At 51.9% G+C, this 17,581-nt stretch carries 12 protein-coding genes; 9 read left to right on the top strand and 3 right to left on the bottom strand.

Annotation, left to right across the window (positions count from 1 at the left end):
• Positions 1-55: 55 nt before the first annotated feature.
• From PLF13_09270 to speE, 4 genes are read left to right on the top strand one after another with little or no spacing between them, the layout of a single operon-like run.
• Positions 56-601, top strand: coding sequence for an XRE family transcriptional regulator (locus PLF13_09270; protein ID HOP07468.1), 546 nt, complete (start codon positions 56-58; stop codon positions 599-601).
• A gap of 41 nt (positions 602-642) precedes the next feature.
• The gene (gene speD / locus PLF13_09265; protein HOP07467.1) at positions 643-1,041 is read left to right on the top strand and encodes an adenosylmethionine decarboxylase; all 399 of its coding nucleotides are present in this window, start codon (positions 643-645) and stop codon (positions 1,039-1,041) included.
• Between the two features lie 10 nt (positions 1,042-1,051).
• Positions 1,052-2,221 (top strand): type III PLP-dependent enzyme, encoded by a 1,170-nt coding sequence (locus PLF13_09260; GenBank protein HOP07466.1) that lies wholly within the window; start codon positions 1,052-1,054, stop codon positions 2,219-2,221.
• A gap of 7 nt (positions 2,222-2,228) precedes the next feature.
• Positions 2,229-3,125, top strand: a complete 897-nt coding sequence (speE, locus tag PLF13_09255) for a polyamine aminopropyltransferase (protein HOP07465.1) — start codon at positions 2,229-2,231, stop codon at positions 3,123-3,125.
• A gap of 78 nt (positions 3,126-3,203) precedes the next feature.
• Here speE and PLF13_09250 read toward each other — a convergent pair whose 3' ends face one another.
• Both PLF13_09250 and mazG read right to left on the bottom strand, forming a co-directional pair.
• Entirely contained in the window at positions 3,204-4,406 is a 1,203-nt protein-coding gene (locus PLF13_09250) for a hypothetical protein (protein ID HOP07464.1), read from the bottom strand.
• A gap of 306 nt (positions 4,407-4,712) precedes the next feature.
• Entirely contained in the window at positions 4,713-5,519 is an 807-nt protein-coding gene (gene mazG, locus PLF13_09245) for a nucleoside triphosphate pyrophosphohydrolase (protein ID HOP07463.1), read from the bottom strand.
• A gap of 154 nt (positions 5,520-5,673) precedes the next feature.
• Between mazG and PLF13_09240 the strand changes: the two genes are divergently transcribed.
• The 3 genes from PLF13_09240 to PLF13_09230 all read left to right on the top strand — a co-directional run bounded on the left by PLF13_09240 (position 5,674) and on the right by PLF13_09230 (position 15,573).
• A complete protein-coding gene (locus tag PLF13_09240) occupies positions 5,674-8,349 on the top strand; it encodes a valine--tRNA ligase (GenBank protein HOP07462.1) in 2,676 nt (891 codons plus the stop codon).
• Positions 8,350-9,038: 689 nt separating this feature from the next.
• A complete protein-coding gene (locus PLF13_09235; protein ID HOP07461.1) occupies positions 9,039-12,158 on the top strand; it encodes a hypothetical protein in 3,120 nt (1,039 codons plus the stop codon).
• A gap of 64 nt (positions 12,159-12,222) precedes the next feature.
• The gene (locus PLF13_09230) at positions 12,223-15,573 is read left to right on the top strand and encodes a hypothetical protein (GenBank protein ID HOP07460.1); all 3,351 of its coding nucleotides are present in this window, start codon (positions 12,223-12,225) and stop codon (positions 15,571-15,573) included.
• An 83-nt stretch (positions 15,574-15,656) separates the two neighbouring features.
• Here the strand turns inward: PLF13_09230 and PLF13_09225 are convergent, their stop codons facing one another.
• Complete coding sequence (locus PLF13_09225) at positions 15,657-16,445, bottom strand: CPBP family intramembrane metalloprotease (GenBank protein ID HOP07459.1); 789 nt, start codon at positions 16,443-16,445, stop codon at positions 15,657-15,659.
• Between the two features lie 321 nt (positions 16,446-16,766).
• On the opposite strand from PLF13_09225, the gene PLF13_09220 reads away from it, so the two are divergent.
• On the top strand, positions 16,767-17,312 hold the full coding sequence (locus PLF13_09220) for a hypothetical protein (GenBank protein HOP07458.1): 546 nt from the start codon (positions 16,767-16,769) through the stop codon (positions 17,310-17,312).
• Positions 17,305-17,562 carry a hypothetical protein gene (locus PLF13_09215; GenBank protein HOP07457.1) on the top strand — a complete coding sequence of 86 codons (258 nt, stop codon included), beginning with the start codon at positions 17,305-17,307 and terminating at the stop codon, positions 17,560-17,562. The genes PLF13_09220 and PLF13_09215 overlap by 8 nt, the downstream gene beginning before the upstream one ends.
• The last annotated feature ends 19 nt before the right edge of the window (positions 17,563-17,581 follow it).

Below are 17,581 nucleotides of genomic sequence, written 5' to 3'. Positions count from 1 at the left end.
CTTTATTAAACAAAAAGGTATTGTTTATTAAACTTCGGGGGGGATGGTAGAAATTTTGAAGTTAGCTTTTGGTGAAAAAATAAAAGCACTGCGTTTAGCCTGTGACCTTACCCAGGAAGAGTTGGCCAACCGGGCCGATCTGAGCAAGGGGTTCATTTCTCAGCTTGAGAATGGACAAACCTCGATCCAGATCGACTATCTGGCCGACATTCTGGAAGTGCTCGGGGTGTCGCTCTCGGAGTTTTTCTCGGAGAAGGATGATGACCGAAAAGTCGTCTATGCACCCGAAGAGAGAGTGTCCATAGAAGGGACGGGCGCCGGATCGTTCGAATTGCTTGTACCCGGTTCGACCAACAACGTCATGGATCCGATCCTGGTACGACTGGAACCGGGCGAAAAACTCGATAAGACCGATCCTCATCCCGGCGAGCAATTCGGGTTCGTCCTGAGCGGAACGGCCACCCTGTTGCTCGGACAACGCACGTACAAGGTCCCGAAACAGCACTGCTTTTATTTTGAGTCGGATTTGCCGCACCAAATTAGAAATGAATCCAAACGACCGGTGTCGCTCCTGCGCATCGTGTCGCCACCGCAAATGTAAACTCTTTGTCCGGAGACCGGGACCTGAAAGGAGTGGAACGAATGAAGATTCTCGGACGTCATTTGGTAGTGGAGCTCTCGGGCTGTAACACTGATATCCTTAACGATCAACAGCTACTCGAGAAACATCTGAATGAGGCCGTCCGAAAATCCGGCGCCACTATTGTCAAATCGGTGTTTCATCGCTACAATCCGCAGGGTGTTTCGGGGGTAGTGGTAATTGCCGAGTCCCATATCTCTATCCATACCTGGCCGGAATACGGGTATGCCGCGGTCGATTATTTCACCTGTGGTACTTCAGTTGATCCATACCGAGCCCATCATTATCTCAAGGAGCAGCTAGAAGCATCTGAGGCAGTTTGTCAGGAGTTGCCCCGCGGCATTCCATCCGATCACGACGAAATTGTCAGTCACAAACCTGTGGCCTCTTCCGGAATATAGGATCACGAACATGACCCATTATCTCAGCCTGAAGGCGGTCCGTGAGCGACTGCCTGTTGACGGATGCCCGGAATCTATCGATGAGCTCTTTCGGGATACAACCCTGGCCACTCCTTCACTCATTATGGATCCAAAGGAGATCGGTCGTAATTATCGCGCTCTCAAGGCCGCCTTACCCCGGGTGGATATCCATTATGCGATAAAACCCAATAACCACCAGGTGTTGATCGATGAAATCTATCGCCTTGGCGGTAATTACGATGTCTGTTCGATGGGGGAGATCAATCAAGTGCTCAAGACCGGCATCAATCCGGCAACTTTGATACATTCACATCCTATCAAATCACGCCAGGAATTCGATCGAGCGGTAGCGGCCGGTATTGAAACTTTCGTGGTGGACAATATCGAAGAGGTCCGCAAGTTCTCACGTTATACGGACAAGAAGTTACGAGTGTTGATTCGTTTCAGGATCCACACCAACACCACTGCCGTGGTCAATCTGCAGTATAAGTTCGGTTGCCTGCCCGAGGATGTTCTTCCGTTGGCGCAGCAGATACGGCAGTCCGGTCATGATTTTTATGGTCTCTGCTTTCACATCGGTTCGCAATGTATTTTTGCCGAGAACTACCTGCTGGCGATTCAAACCGCCCATGATCTGATCCACACTCTGGATCTGGCCGGATTCGATACTCGCCTGTTGGATATCGGCGGCGGATTCCCGGTGCCTTATGCTGAGCCGGTTCCACCCATCGATGAGTTCTGTACGCCAATTAACCAGGCTCTTGAAAACCATATTCGTCCCGGCATTAGGATAGTGTGTGAACCGGGGCGGTTTATTGCCGCTACCACTACCACGCTGGTAACATCGATTCTCGGTAAAGCCGAGCGCGACGGAAAACTTTGGTATTATCTGGACGACGGTCTCTATTCCACCTTCTCGGGAATTGTCTTCGACCATTGCCAATACCCGGTGGTGACCGCCCGTGAAGGAGATGAACGGTTATCGGTGCTCGCCGGACCGACTTGCGATTCCTTCGACGTGATGTATGACGGACTGATGATTCCCGAGCACGAAGTCGGCGAGCGGATCGTGTTTCTGGCTACCGGCGCCTATTGCGCCGTCTCCGGTTCCAATTTCAATGCCTTGAAACGACCGGAGTACAAGTTGATGGAGTTGTAGCTTTTTTATGTCTCAAGGTAAGCCTGTCGAAGAGACCTATATTCGTGAAGAGGGCATGGATGATCTCTGGAATGTCTGGTATACGGAGCTTCACGACGGTCTCTCCGGTCTGACGATAAAAGTTGATCGCGTCCTGAAAAGCATCGACTCCCGATATCAACGAATCGATGTTCTCGATACTAAAGACTTCGGGAAGATGCTCGTTCTTTACGGTTCACTTATGGTTTCCGAACGGGACAATAACGCCTACAACGAAATGATTTCACACGTACCGTTATTCGTGCATCCTTCACCGAAACAAGTATTGATTATTGGTGGCGGTGACTGTGGAGCTCTGACGGAAGCGCTCAAGCATCCTGAAGTCGAGCAATGCACCATGTGTGAGTTGGACGAGAAAGTCGTCGACACCGCAAAGGAGTTTTTCCCGGACCTGTGTGCCGGGACGGCTGATCCTCGCGCAAATATCGTTTTTGGAGACGGTAAAAAGTTCATCGAGCGAACTGATCGCAAATTCGACCTCATCATGCTCGATCTGTCGGATCCGGTGGGGCCGGCGGCCGAGCTGTTCCAGCGCCAGTTTCATCAGAAGGTTTTCGAATGCCTTGAGGAGGATGGTATCCTGGTAGCTCAATCGGAGTCTCCGTTTTATAACCAGAAAACGGTCAAGGCGTTGTTCTCTAATTTCAAGAAGATATTCCCGATCGTTCGCATGTACACCTGCTTCATGCCGATTTATCCCTCAACTTATTGGTCGTTCGGCTTCTGTTCGAAGAAGTATGATCCGATTGCTGATTTCGATCGTGACCGCTGGGAAAAGCTGGGGCTTAAGACCCGTTATTACAATGCCGAGACCCACGTGGCCTCGTTCGCATTGCCTCAGTTCGTGAAAGAACTGGTGGGATAGAATTCATTTGATCATATAAATGGCGAAGGCCAGGCACTCACCACGCCTGGCCTTCTATGTATAATCGAAATCCGATTGCTACAACATTTCATACACGGCACTGATCCGGAAGTTCATATTATTTGTCGATCCGGACAGGAAATTAAAGCCGTCGAGGAACATTTCAGGATTGCTGTAGACGTCGACATGCAGATCGTTCCAATGGAAACCGAAGCCGAGGTAGGTTTCGTTCTCGGGATACTTGTAGGTGTGTTTGATCACGATATTGTCGTAATTCGTTTCTTCGGTTTCACTGTCCCAATAGGAAGTGGCGCCAAAGCGCACATCCATCCATTTGAACACTTCGGCATCCAGCCCCATCTTTATGTACGGCAATGAGGTAACCTTGTTCTTGTCCTCGACGCCAAGAGTGTCGAGAGGATAATAGCTGTCGGTCGTCACATTGTCGTAAGATAAACCAAAGTCTAATACCGCCAGGACATTCTCCGTAGGGGTATATTGCATGCCTACTCCGAGATCGATAGCGATGACTTTGTTTTCGACCGAAGTCAACATGGTATCACCGGTCTCATCGTAATAGTTGGAGGAATACTTGCCGTAACGGATACCGGCATGCGGAACAAACACGGTCTTGACATCTATCTGGTGGAACATCCGTGTCATGAAATAAAAGCCCATGTTGCCGTCCGGCTCGGTGACATCTACGGCGGTTACATTGGTTCCGTCGTTATAAGTTTCCTTATCCGTGTATGACATGAAATCCAAACCGGCTGAAACATCGTATTTATTGTCTTTCGGTGTAACCCCGACATCAAAACGATAGGTTGAGAAGGCGGATTCATCTTTCAGGACATCAGTATCGTGTTTAGCCGAAGAATGTACCAGTCCGAAATGGAATCCGAACTTGCTGTCTCCAAGCATACGGGCATAGTACATGTCCATGCGCTGGTTGCTCATGTCGGTGTAGGAACCTAGGCGGCTAGGCAGGTCAATTGGATTGAAGGCGGCATCGGAAGGAGTGCCGTTGTGAAGATAAACCCCGAGTATCCACGGCTTATCCTCGTTAAACTTCCAGTGAACCCCGAACTTGGTAAAATCGTTATTCGAAAATTCAGCGATTGCCAGATTCGGATAGTCGTATAACCTCGATGGGAAAATAGTGATGTTGTGTTCATCGAGGAGGATGGTGTTGTTGTCGCCCATGGTCATAACGCGGGTTTCGGTAGCGGATACCGATGCGACCAGGAGAACGAGAACACTCATTGTTAATAGAACTCGCATGTTAACTCCTTGTAATATCTGTCCATCTGTTGGTTTTCTTCTCCGTGATATCAGATACTACCCGGTGAGATTATCCGATACAACAAAAAAAGGTCGGCCCGGAGTTCTCTAATCTTTTTTCTGACGTTGAGTAAGAAGTTGTCGGGAGTGTTAAAAAAACCGCATTCTTTGGCGGAGCAATCCCCGCCGTTAGGTGTCAAAGGGATTAACCTCGCGTAACGGGGAAGCTTTGCGTCGCTTGTATTATAGTCGTTTCTTCCTGAATACCCGAACGTGCGGTTTTTCAACAAGCCTTATAGTCGTGGTCTATTCGGCGGGAATGGTTTTAACTCGTTGCCAGATTGCTTCGAGTTCATCGAGATTATAATCAGTGAACGACCGTCCGGACTTTTTCACTTCTTTCTCCAGACGTTCGAAACGCTCTCGAAACTTCTCCAACGCTTGTCTCAGAGCCTGTTCCGGATCGATATCGAGTTTGCGGGCCAGGGAAGAAGTGGCGAAAAGCAGATCGCCGATCTCTTCGGCTATGCCTTGCCTGTCTTCATTTTTAATCGCCTGTTTGATCTCGCCAATCTCTTCTTCCAGCTTCTCGATAACCTCTGCAGGATGATTCCAGTCAAATCCGACACCACCGGCCTTCTCGCCGATTCGAAACGCCATCGTCAGCGCCGGCATCGATCGGGGCAGACCGTTCAGGACGGACTTCTTTTCACCTGATTCGATCTTGAGTTTTTCCCATTGGTCCCGTACCTGTTGGGGATTGAGCTCATGCCTTTCACCGAAGACGTGCGGATGACGTTTGATCAACTTCTCATTAATAGACTCGACGGCGTCATCGGTTACGAACTCACCTCGTTCCGATGCCAATTGTCCGTGAAAAACTACTTGGCAAAGGACATCGCCCAGTTCTTCTTTGAGCCCCGGCCAGTTTTCGGTTTCAATCGCTTCTACGACTTCGTAAGATTCCTCTATCAGATAGGGAATAAGGCTCTTATGGGTTTGCTTGCAGTCCCAGGCACACCCCTCGGGTGAGCGAAGGATAGCCATGATAAGCTTGAGTCTTTCCCAGGGGGAAAGATTTTCTTGTTCGAGACGGGTTTTCAAGTCAGACATAATTGACGATAATACTACGAAATTGGACCTTTGCCAACCGCTTTCAGGTTGATATCTTGACAATATCCCCAAGCCGGGGTATGTTTCCCTGACGGCGCGTTCGGGCGCCGATTTTGGTTTTGGCGAGGTCGTTAACTCTAGACCGATTGAGACAATGAACAAAGATACGAAATCAGACGGCAAGAAATCCGCGGCCTATTCACCGGCCGAGGTAGAAGATAAACTTTATCAGCACTGGCTCGAGGCGGGCTATTTTCATGGCGATGCGCACTCCGACAAGGAGCCTTATTCGATCGTCATTCCACCTCCCAACGTTACCGATAAGCTGCACCTCGGGCATGCCTTGAACAACACCATTCAGGATATCCTGATCCGGCGCTATCGCATGGACGGGCACGAAGCTGCCTGGTTCCCCGGCTCCGATCATGCCGGGATTGCTACCCAGGTGGTTGTCGAGAAGCAACTTATCAAGGAAGGCACCACCCGGCGTGAGATGGGGCGCGAGAAATTCGTCAAACGTACGGCCGAATGGGCCACTCGCAATAAAGAGATCATTCTCAGCCAGCTCAAGAAGATGGGCTGTAGTTGTGACTGGGAACGAACCCGCTTCACCTATGACGAGGGTCTTTCCCGGGCGGTTGCCGAAGTGTTCATGCATCTCCATAAGAAAGGCTGGATTTATCGAGGGCATCGTATTGTCAACTGGTGTCCCTCATGTCAGACCTCGCTTTCGGACGATGAGGTCGAACACAAGAATTTCGACAGTCATCTCTGGTACATTAAGTACAAACTCCAGGGTTCCGATGAGTTCCTGACCGTCGCTACTACGCGACCGGAAACGATGCTCGGTGATACCGCTCTGGCTGTTTCCCCCAAGGACAGCCGCTATAAAAAATACATCGGTAAGACCGTAATCCTGCCGGTGCTCGAGCGCGAAATACCGGTTATCGGCGACAGCTATGTCGATCCCGAGTTCGGCACCGGGGTGGTCAAGGTCACTCCGGCTCATGATCCGAACGATTTCGAGATCGGCCGTCGGCATGACCTGCCGGAAATCAACATCCTGAACATTGACGGCACCCTCAACGAGAACGCCGGTAAGTTCAAGGGAATGGATCGCTATGAGTGCCGCAAGCAGTTAGTAGCAGAACTGAAAAAACGCGATCACCTGGAAAAGATCGAGGATTATGATCTCGCGGCCGGAACTTGTTACCGCTGTCATTCGGTGATCGAGCCCTATTTGTCGAATCAATGGTTCGTCAAGATGGATGAACTGGCGGCGCCGGCGATTAAGGCAGTCAAAGAGGGGACGATTAAGTTCCATCCCGATTACTGGTCCAAAACTTATTTGCACTGGATGGAGAACATCCGCGACTGGTGTATCTCGCGGCAGCTCTGGTGGGGACATCGTATCCCTATCTGGTACGCCGAGGACGGCACCGCATTTCCGTCGGTCGATCGCCCCGAGGCTAAGGACTGCCCCGGTTATGATCCTGAAACTCTGGTTCAGGACGATGATGTTCTCGATACCTGGTTTTCATCATGGCTCTGGCCGTTCTCGGTCATGGGCTGGCCGGAACAGACTCCCGAGCTGAAAAAGTTCTATCCGACCAAAGTGCTCAGCACCGCCTCGGAGATTATCTTCCTCTGGGTGGCCCGCATGGTTATGGCCGGTTACGAGTTTATGGGCGAAGCCCCCTTCAGCGATGTTTATATCCACGGCACCGTTCGCGACGCCAACGGCATCAAGATGTCCAAATCTTTAGGAAACGGCATCGATCCGGTTGAGATAATCGAAAAATACGGCGCCGATGCTCTGCGTATGTCGATGGTTCTGGCAACGCCCGATGGTCAGGATCCCTGGATCAGTAAAAACACTTTCGAGGTCGGTCGTAATTTCGTCAACAAACTGCATCAGGTTTCCCGGTTCGTTATGATGCGTCTGAACGGCCGTGAACCGGTTCTCGATAAGATCGACGACAACGACCTGGTGATCTTCGATCGCTGGATTCTTTCACGCCTGCAGCGGACTCTTCAGACGGTCGAGAAAGGTTTCGTCGAGTATCGTTTATCGTCGGTTGCCAAAGAACTGTATAACTTTGTCTGGAATGATTATTGCTCCTGGTACGTCGAGTTGATCAAACCGGATCAGCCGGATATGTCGATCCGTGAAGGATCGCTCAATGTGGCGACCTACGTGCTGGACAAGATCCTGCGTATGCTTCATCCGATCGTGCCGTTTGTCACCGAAAAGACATTCTTCGAACTGACCGGCTCCGATTTCGAATCCGGACACACCATCACCTTCGGTCCATGGCCGCAGGTTGACGAGAAGTATATCGATGAGTCGCTCGAACATCGCCTGGAGCAGATACAGGCGGTCGTTACGGCCGTTCGTTCGGTTCGCTCTGAATTGAACGTTCCTCCCGGAAAAAAATCCGATTTGTACGTTCGGGTGAACGAAGCCTCGTTCGGTGAGTTACTTCAGGATCATATCGAGTATTTCCGTTCGCTGGCCAGGGTGGAAAATCTGCATACCGGCACCGATGTCAAAAAGCCGCCGTTGTCGGCTTCGACCGTCATCTCACAAGCGGAGATTTTCATTCCACTCGAGGGCTTGATCGATATCGAGGTCGAGAAGAGTCGCCTCGAAAAAGAGCTGGCCAATCTCAAGACACAGCTCGAAAAAGTCTCCCGCAAGCTGGCTAACGCGGACTTCCTGGCCAACGCTCCCGCTGAAGTGGTTGACCGCGAGAAAGACAAAAAGGCCGATTACCAGGAGCGAATTGAAAAGCTCAATAAGAATCTGGAGCAGATTCTCGGTTGGTAGAAGATTGCGATATGGTTTGTATTAAGGCGTCATTTCCATGGAATTGACGCCTCTTTTTATTATTTGACATAATCGCCATACATGCCTATTTTTCTATTGAAGAACGAGTTGTGGCTACTCGTGCTCAGTGTTTGTGTGTAGAGGTTCTGATTACTCTTCATAAGTTATGATGGGAACTGACCATGCCCCACGGCGGTCCCATTGTTCCGTTCGCGTCAAGATTACTAACGATACCTAGGGTACGCCCGGAGCGGGAGCTATGAGCGCCTCGGCACGGGCAATGGGTGTATGGTATATAACCGGATGTTAATGGCATTCGAATAATACCGAGACAGCAGGGAACAGGTGAGACAAAACCTTACAATAATGAAGCCCGGAGGCGTTTTCGAGCGATACGGAAGCCGGCATATCCGGGTTTGTCGTGTTTCACTGTCGGTGAACAGACTATTGTCGGGCGGAATCGACCACACGAAGGGAAGCTCATGTTAAATAAGCCGACAACAACCGTGATTATCTCTTCACTTCTTTTGATTATGTCTTCCTTGACAGTGTTTGCCGCGGAGTCTCCACAAAGCGCAAATAACTATCGAGCAATACAACCGAGGCAACCGGAGAATCTACTTCAATCCGACATATTAGATTTTAAACCGGCAGGATCCGGTACTGCGACTTCACTCCCGCTGGGACAAGTGGAGTCAAGTGATTCTTCACCGGGGATTACGATAGGCAATACCTGGTACGACCAGCAGCATTTTGGGCGCATGAACCGGATGGTCGACTGGGGTTATGATGCCACAAACGGATTTGTGGTGCATTTCCTGTGGACCTTTCTCTCCGATGCCGTGGCTACGGACCATGTTTATTGCTACAACGCCTATATTTCCAATGATGGAAGCTATGTTGATCCGGTGTCGGTACAGGCCTCCGGAAGCATTGGGGGATTCGTAGCTCTTGATGTTACCGATGATAACCGCGCCGTTGCGGGCGGCCGGAGTAATGATGGCACGGGCTGTAACAGCCAGGTTTATTGGGACTGGTCCCCGGCAGCGGGATTTTTTGGGGCAGGTCTGAGGATTCCCGACTCGGTTCTAAACTTCATGATGTGTGATCCGGTGCCGTGCGAGTTTTCAGCTCTCTGGCCTTCGATGGTTTATCAGGAAGTGCCCGGCCAAACACCGGTGTTGCACCTCTTCGCTCCAACGATTGATGCAAATCATTCTGAATCGACGGGTTTATGGTATTTTCGTAAAGTCGGAGTGAATGACGGAGGGACATTCGACTATCCACCTTACATTGTGGATACCGTTTTCAATGTAGCCCAGGATGTGAGCGCCTCGCTCTACGACGGCAAGGTGGCCCTGGTTTGGATTGCCAACCGACCCGAAGAGGGGGCTTGCGATACCTGTTCGTCCAACGGCGGACTGTTGTATTCAGAATGGGATAACGACATCTACTACCAGATATCGTACGATTACGGTGTCACCTGGCAACCGAGAGTAAATCTGACTCACAACGAGGATGGAGTGGACGGCTATCGACCTTATACCGATATCAGTTCGTTGATCGACAGCGACGACTATCTCCATATCGCCTGGGCCGGTCGTTTCTGGCCCGCTGATGCCAACAGCGGCGGCCAGGCCGGTCTCTATCGTTGTCGCTTGTTTCACTGGGGCGAAAATCTGGGAACGGGAGGGTATTCTCAGGGCGAACCGATTATCCGTACCGCCGCTAATCTGGAATGGGATCAGACAGTCTGTTCCCCCGGTGTCTGGAACCTGAACGGAGCCAAGATCAGCCTGTCCGAATGCGACGGCAAATTCTATTATCTTTACGTTCAATACAACGATATTCCCGCCGGAGTCGAGAACGATTGTGCTGCCTGGGGCATGAGCGGGACATACAAAGCCGGAGCCGCCAACGGAGAGTTGTATCTTACCGTTTCAAACAGCGGTGGGCTTACCTGGGACCAGCCCTGGAACCTTACGAATACTCACACTGCCGGGTGTGATCCGACCTCCGGCAGCGATTGTGCCAGTGAGAACTGGCCCTCGATGGCTCGTTTTGGTACGAATCTGACCGGTACTTATGGTTTTCCGTCCGGCGCCGTGGTTGATCCGACCGGCAGCTACACCGGAGGGTACTACCTCGATATCCAGTACATTTTGGATCGGGACGCCGGGGCTGTGCTTCAAGACGAGGGAACCTGGCAACAAGACGATGTCAAGTGGATGCGGGTGCCTTGTCTGGAATCACGCCCTCATACGTATCTGTATGTTGATCCGGTATCGGTGGGATACCCGACCAATGTTCACCATGGGGAACAGCTCGATGTGCCGCTCTACCTCGCGAACTGGGGCAATATCGACCTGAATCTGAATATCTCGGTCAATGAAACTTCCGGCCCGGTCAGCGGCTGGCTGGATTGTGATCTTGTCGGTGATTTGTCTCTGCCCGCCGATCTCAACAACACTGCCGAGGGGATAATCAACCTTAATGTCGGAGGCGTGGTCAATGATCCCGGGACGATTGTCGTGTTGAAAGGGAACGTGACAATATCCGGCAATATGGAGGATTCCCCCTGGCCCATTCAGATTGAAGCCTGGGTGGCTGATACGATAGTAATTCCGGAATGGGATACCCTGACGTCATGTTGCCTCGCCCTTATGGTGGGCACGAACGGCAATTTCGGCAATCAGGGGAGAGGCGGCGTCAATCTCGATTTCTTCAACTGCGGCGATTGCGATTATGTCTCGGCCGGCGGTTGGGACAGTGTCCCGGGTGATGCCTCAGTTTATCTTTTCGATGGTTCTCCGATTATCTGCTGGACCGACGAGACTGACACGGTGCGCTGTAATTACAGCATGTACGGCGAATCATACTTGTCCGACCACGGTTTCTATCCGATGGCCCACAATGAGGCCGTCAATATGGGGGACTATGACTTGTACGAGTCGCAGTTCGTAACGCGCGACTCGGCGATCATGCTCGAACAGCGCTGGATCATACCGACGGCGGGAGATACCTGCGACTTCGCGATGAAACATCTGCGAGTCTACAGTAACGACGGTCAAACCCATGCCGGTCTGGCTATCGGCGACGGCATGGACTGGGATATCCCGTCCGATTCCGGCTCCTGGAACAGTAGTGGTTTCGATATGCAGCGCCGCTTCTTTTACCAGCGCGGCGTGGAGATTTCCGATTCATTGGGAGATGCCCTGGAGTGTCAGGATAATGACCTTCGTTTCGGCGGCGCCGGCATCCTGAGTATTTTCGAGAATGGAGAAGAAGCCACTTCGTTCCACAACATGTATTCGATGGATAATTATACTCAGGTGTATCAGTTCGGTTATTTTGAAAATGATTCGTTGTGGAAATATATGGGTGATATTGTCGGTTATTCGGTGTCCGACTCCGCCGCCGCCGACCTGTACACGGTGTTCACCTATCGGTGGAATTATACTCTCGAACCGGGAGACACCGTGGATGTCTATACTCTTTACGTGACGTCTAAGGACGGTGAGGCGGATTTATTGAACCGCTATGACCGTGCGGAAGGCTGGGCTTGTGAACTGCTGGGATTGCCAAACGGTTGTTGCGAGGTTATGGGAGACGCGAATCATTCCGGCGCAGGGCCGGATATCAGTGATCTGGTGTATCTGGTGACCTGGATGTTCTCGGGAGGACCGCCGCCGCCTTGTCCGGAGGAAATGGACTGCAACGGCGACGGCTCCTGTTGTGATATCTCCGATCTCGTGTGTTGGGTGAATTGTATGTTTGCGGGCGGCTGGTGTCCGGAAGAATGTTTGTAAAGCAAGGCCATTACGGCCAGGATATAACAACGGTGGGACCGATGAGGTCCCCGAAGGGAGGCTCATGTTAACCGAGTTGCGCAAGGCACTGTTTGTATCCTCACTGATGCTGATTGTATTAGTGTCGCTGATCTCTGCCGCCGAAAAACCGGCGGAGAAATCTGTGCCGATGAACGGGCGGGTGTTCATTCAACAGGAGTATCCTCTCAACGAGGAAACTCCGGCGACCGACGATTTACAAAAAGCCGTCAACAAAACCATGGCTTTGGGAGCCGTTGAAACAACCGATCTCTCACCGGGGATCACCGTCGGCAATACCTGGTACGACAAGCAGCATAACGGTCGCATGACGCGCATGGTCGACTGGGGTTACGATGCAGAGAATGGTCTCACCGTACATTTTCTATGGCTCTATATGCCGGACCAGGTCTTTGAGGATCGAGCCTATGCCTACAACGCCTACCGAAGCAATGCGGGCACCTTTTGTGGGCCGTATATGGTAACCGACACCGCTGCCGGTGACTATGGAGGATATGTTGCGCTCGATGTTACCAACGACAACCGCGCTGTAGCCGGCGGCCACGCCAGAACGGTTGCCAGCTACGGCTGTCAAACCTACTGGGACTCCGGCCCGGCTGCCTGCGATTTCGGTGTCGGCGTTAGTGTCCCGGATTCAGTTGTGAATGCAGCAACCGGGGGAACAAGCTATGGTGTGCTTTGGCCTTCCATGGCCTATCAGGAAATTCCCGGCCAGACGCCGGTGTTGCACTTGTTCGCGCAGGCATCGGAAACAAGTGCAGCCGATCCTCAGGCTATAGTTTATTTCCGAAAGGTTGGCATCAACGGGAATGGAGATTTCGACTATCCTCCTTATGTCGTCGACACAGTCTTCGATATCGCTCAGGATGTCTGTGTCTCTTCGACCAGCGGCAAAGTGGCGCTCGTCTGGATTGCCAATCGTCCCGATGACGGCGACTGCGACACCTGTTCTTCGCAACAGGGTCAGCAGTACGTCCAATGGGACAATGATATATACTATCAGGTATCCTATGACTACGGCGCGACTTTCGAGGAACGGGTGAATCTGACTCAGAATGAGGATGGGGTCGAGGGCTATCGTCCGTATTCTGACCTGCAATCCCTGATCGATAGCGACGACTACCTGCACATTGTCTATTCGGCACGCTTCTGGCCGGCCGATGCCAACAGCGGCGGGCAGGCCGGATTATATCGCTGTAATATGTTCCATTGGGGTGAAAATCTCGGAACCGGCGGCTATGACGGGCTAGGTGATCCGGTCATAACCACTGCCGCCAATCTCGAATGGGATCAGACCACTTGCGCACCGGGCGCCTGGAACCTCAACGGCTGCAAGATGAGTATCTCGGAATGCGACGGGAAATTCTACTACGTCTACGTTCAGTTCAACGACGTTCCCAACGGTGTTGAGAACGATTGCGCGCAGCGCGGTATCGATGGTTCCGACATCAGCGGCGCGGCCAACGGTGAATTGTATGTGGCTGTTTCGACCGACGGCGGCATGACCTGGGATATCCCGACCAACATCACCAACTCCCGCACCCCCGGTTGTGATCCCTACAATGACCCCGGGAATCCCTGTGCCAGCGATGTCTGGCCCTCGGCAGCCAAGTTCGGAACCGATCTGACCGGTACGGCCGGTATTCCTTCTGAGGCGATCGTTGATCCGACCGGCTCCTATTCGGGGAGTCATTATCTGGATATCCAATACATCCTCGACAAGGATGCCGGGGCGATTGTCAGCGATGAAGGCACCTGGCAATTGGCTGAGGTGAAATGGATACGCCTGGCCTGTTACGAACCTGCACCCTATATCCCGGTCTGGATCTCTCCCTTGGAAATCGATTATCCGACCTACACTACCCACGGCGTCCAGCTCGATACCCCTCTTGTCATCACCAACAACGGCAACGCCGATCTGAACGCGACCGTAACTCTGAACGAGACCTCCGGTCCGGTTTCCGGCTGGCTCAGTTCGGATCTTGCGGGTGATATTACGATCCCGACCGGTCTCAACAACACTCTCACCGGGACGATCTCACTCAATGCCGGCGGCGTCGTGAACGATCCCGGGACGATCGTCTACCTCGAAGGAAACGTGACCATCACCGGCAATCAGGAAGGCTCCCCGGCGGTAATCCCGATCCGTTGCTGGGTGACCGACACGGTTATCGTGCCCGGCTGGGATACGGTCACATCCTGCTGTGTTGCCCTGACGGTTGGTAATAACGGCAACTACGGCAATATGGGGGGACCGGGAGAGAACGGCGGCGTGAATCTCGATTACTTCAACTGTGGTGATTGTGACTACGTTGAGGCGGGAGCTCTGGACACGGTGCCGGGTGATGCCTCGATTTATATTTACGACGGCTCCCCGGTGGTTTGCTGGACCGACGAGACCGATACGGTTCGTTGTAACTACAGCATGTTCGGGCAGTCCTACACCTCGGAGCACGGCTTCATTCCGGTCTCTCACGAACCGGCCGCCGATATGGGCAACTACGATCTGTATCAGGCAAAATTCATGACGCGCGACTCCGGTTTGATGTTCGAGCAGAACTGGTATGCCCCCCATGAAGGTGAGTACTGCGGTTTCATGGTAGAGCATCTCCGCGTTTATGCCAATGACGGTCAGTCTCATGCCGGTCTGGCTGTCGGCGAGGCAATCGACTGGGACATCCCGTCCGATTCGGGTTTATGGAACAACAGCGGCTTTGACAGCTCGCGCAGGTTGATCTACCAGACCGGTTCTGAGTTTGCCGACTCCCTCGGCGACGCTCTCGAATGTCAGGACAACGACCTGCGGTACGGCGGTATAGCATTCATCGCAGCGGTGGAAAACGGCGATGAAAGCCATCGTTTCCATAACGCCTACACGATGGATAACTCTACTCAACTCTATCCTACGAGCTCTTTCGAGAGTGACTCCCTGTGGAAGTACATGGGTGGTATTTCCGATTACAGCATGTCTGATTCAATCAATTCCGATCTGCATACGGTCTGCACCTATCGCTGGAATCAGACTATCACCGCCGCCGACACTCTGGAAATATATACCTTGTTCGCTTCAACCTACTCCGGCGAGATGGACTTCCTGCAGAAGATTGACATGGGCAAGGAATGGGCTTGCGTGAATCTCGGGATCGACTGTGGTTGCTGCGAGATCATGGGCGATTTCAATCACTCGGGAGCTCCCCTGGACATTTCCGATCTGGTCTTCCTGGTTACATACATGTTCTCCGGCGGGCCGGAGTTGCCCTGTCCCGAAGAAGGGGACTGCAACGGTGACGGCTACTGTTGTGACATTCAGGACCTGGTCTGCTGGGTTGATTGCATGTTTGGCCTGATGCAAAATTGTCCGGATGAGTGCCCGTAATAAATAGTTGTATACAGGCAGAAAAAAGCCGGATCGCTTTACCGCGGTCCGGCTTTCTTTTATCGATCGGATGAGATGTTGGCTTATTGCGGGAAGAACGGCGCGCTGACGTCCTGAAGGGCATGAGCGATTATCCCCGGCCAGATTGAACCGGTGCGGATATACAGCAGGGCGAACATCGCTCCGTAAACGGTAATGACGATGAAACCGGACAAGCCCTGATAAGTATGGCACAATCCGAACGCCATCGAGGAGATCAAAATTGAGGGGATCCATGACTTGGTTTTGAACAACAGCCGCAGACGTGTCATCAAATATCCCCGGAACATCACTTCTTCGCAGAATCCGGCCGTGAACGACAGCGGCACCCAGATGATGGCTTGCTCCAAATTTCGGGGCAGGACGAATTTAAGGTCCCCATCCATCGGTAAACCGACCTGGGCTAACAAGTATGATAGGCCTGCAAGAAGAAGATTGGCTACGAGCAAAAAAGTCAGGGCGTAACCGACGTACAGAAGCGCCTTACCACCGCGTGAGATATCTCTCTCGATAAAAGGCTGAAATCCGATTCCTGCCAATCCGGTTTTTTCAAGATGCGTGGTTCCGAAAACCATCAGAAAGAGGATCCATTGGAAGATGATCGTGGTGATCATACCGATCATCCAGACAAAATCATCTTTCAGCAGGTCGAGGGCGCTTTGGTCGCTGGGCTGAATCGAGGACATCAACGGATACAGGATCAACAGGGCAAAGAGGCTGATCCAGGACATAAAATGACGCTGGTATGTCTGATTGCCCGAAGCTGTCACCCATGGATCATCTGAAACAACGAACGATGAGTTGTCGGCCTTGTAGACAGTGATTCTTTCCAAGTTGTTGGTATCCAGTTTGGCACCTCCAGCCCGTGGTTACTTCTTCTACCCCAAGTACGCAAAAACCGGTCCGAGAATCAACGATCCGGCGTCATTCCTTTCAGAATTCAGTCATTCATATTATGTTATTGCTACACATAGCCTTATGCTGCTGTCGTCGGTTTGGTTAAACCGTGATTATCCGGAAATGTGAATCACGTGATATGCAAACCGGTGTCTCTCTGCAAACCGTTGTGATCGGCAAGTGGTAGCCCAAAGTGGTTTTCGACGACAGATTGAGGGCGTTTGGGAAAAATCAATCAGCCGCCGCAAGGGAGGTTTATGCATTGCAGAAGAGTTATCTATCGCAACTGGATTGTCGATCTTGGCCGAAATCCGGCAGCCGGACCGATGATTGAACCGTATCCTTCACCTGACGCTATCGCTCCACCGGAACTAATCGCTGAAGTCGACAAGGCTCTTTCGCGGTTAACTGAAGAGGAGCGGGAGTTTGTGGTTCGGTTCTATTATATGGGGGAGTCTCATGGTCATTTGGCCGGATTGACCGGCCGCAAGGTCCATAAGCTGGAATCCATGCACAAACGGATCATGCGTAAGCTTCGCCGGCTGTTATCACCGTTTGTGTGCGAACGATACGGTATCGGCGTCGAGCCGGGATCGACCTGTGTGATCTGCCGGTCGCCGGCCCGAGATGAGATCGATACCCTGATTGCCAATCGTGACCGCAGCCGTACCTGGCGTCCGGTTATACGAAAGTTGCGACAACGGTTCGGGATCAGGATTACTTCACCGCAGACGCTGATAAGTCACGAGCAATACCACATGATATTGCCTAACAATCACCAGGGAGATATTTCCGATGACTGAGAAAAGAACGAATATGCATCAGGTTCGAGGTGAACATTGCCTCAACATTTTCGTCTCGGCCGAGATGAAGGATAAAGTTCGGGATCTGGCCGTTAAATACGACCGCACTCTTAGCGATATGGTTCGCGCCGTTTTACGTATCGGTATTCCGATGATGGAGGGCCTTTCGCAGGCTGAGGAGGTCATGGTCCATGAGTATATTCAGCTATTTCGAAAACTGCGGCAGGTCAAGTCGCTTAAGGATATCTGAGTGGTTATCGAAACCAAAA

The sequence above is a fragment of the Candidatus Zixiibacteriota bacterium genome (genome assembly GCA_035380245.1).
GTDB lineage: Bacteria > Zixibacteria > MSB-5A5 > GN15 > FEB-12 > DAOSXA01.
The sequence above is the reverse complement of the archived record's forward strand: the minus strand, read 5'-3'. Positions and strand labels throughout refer to the sequence as shown.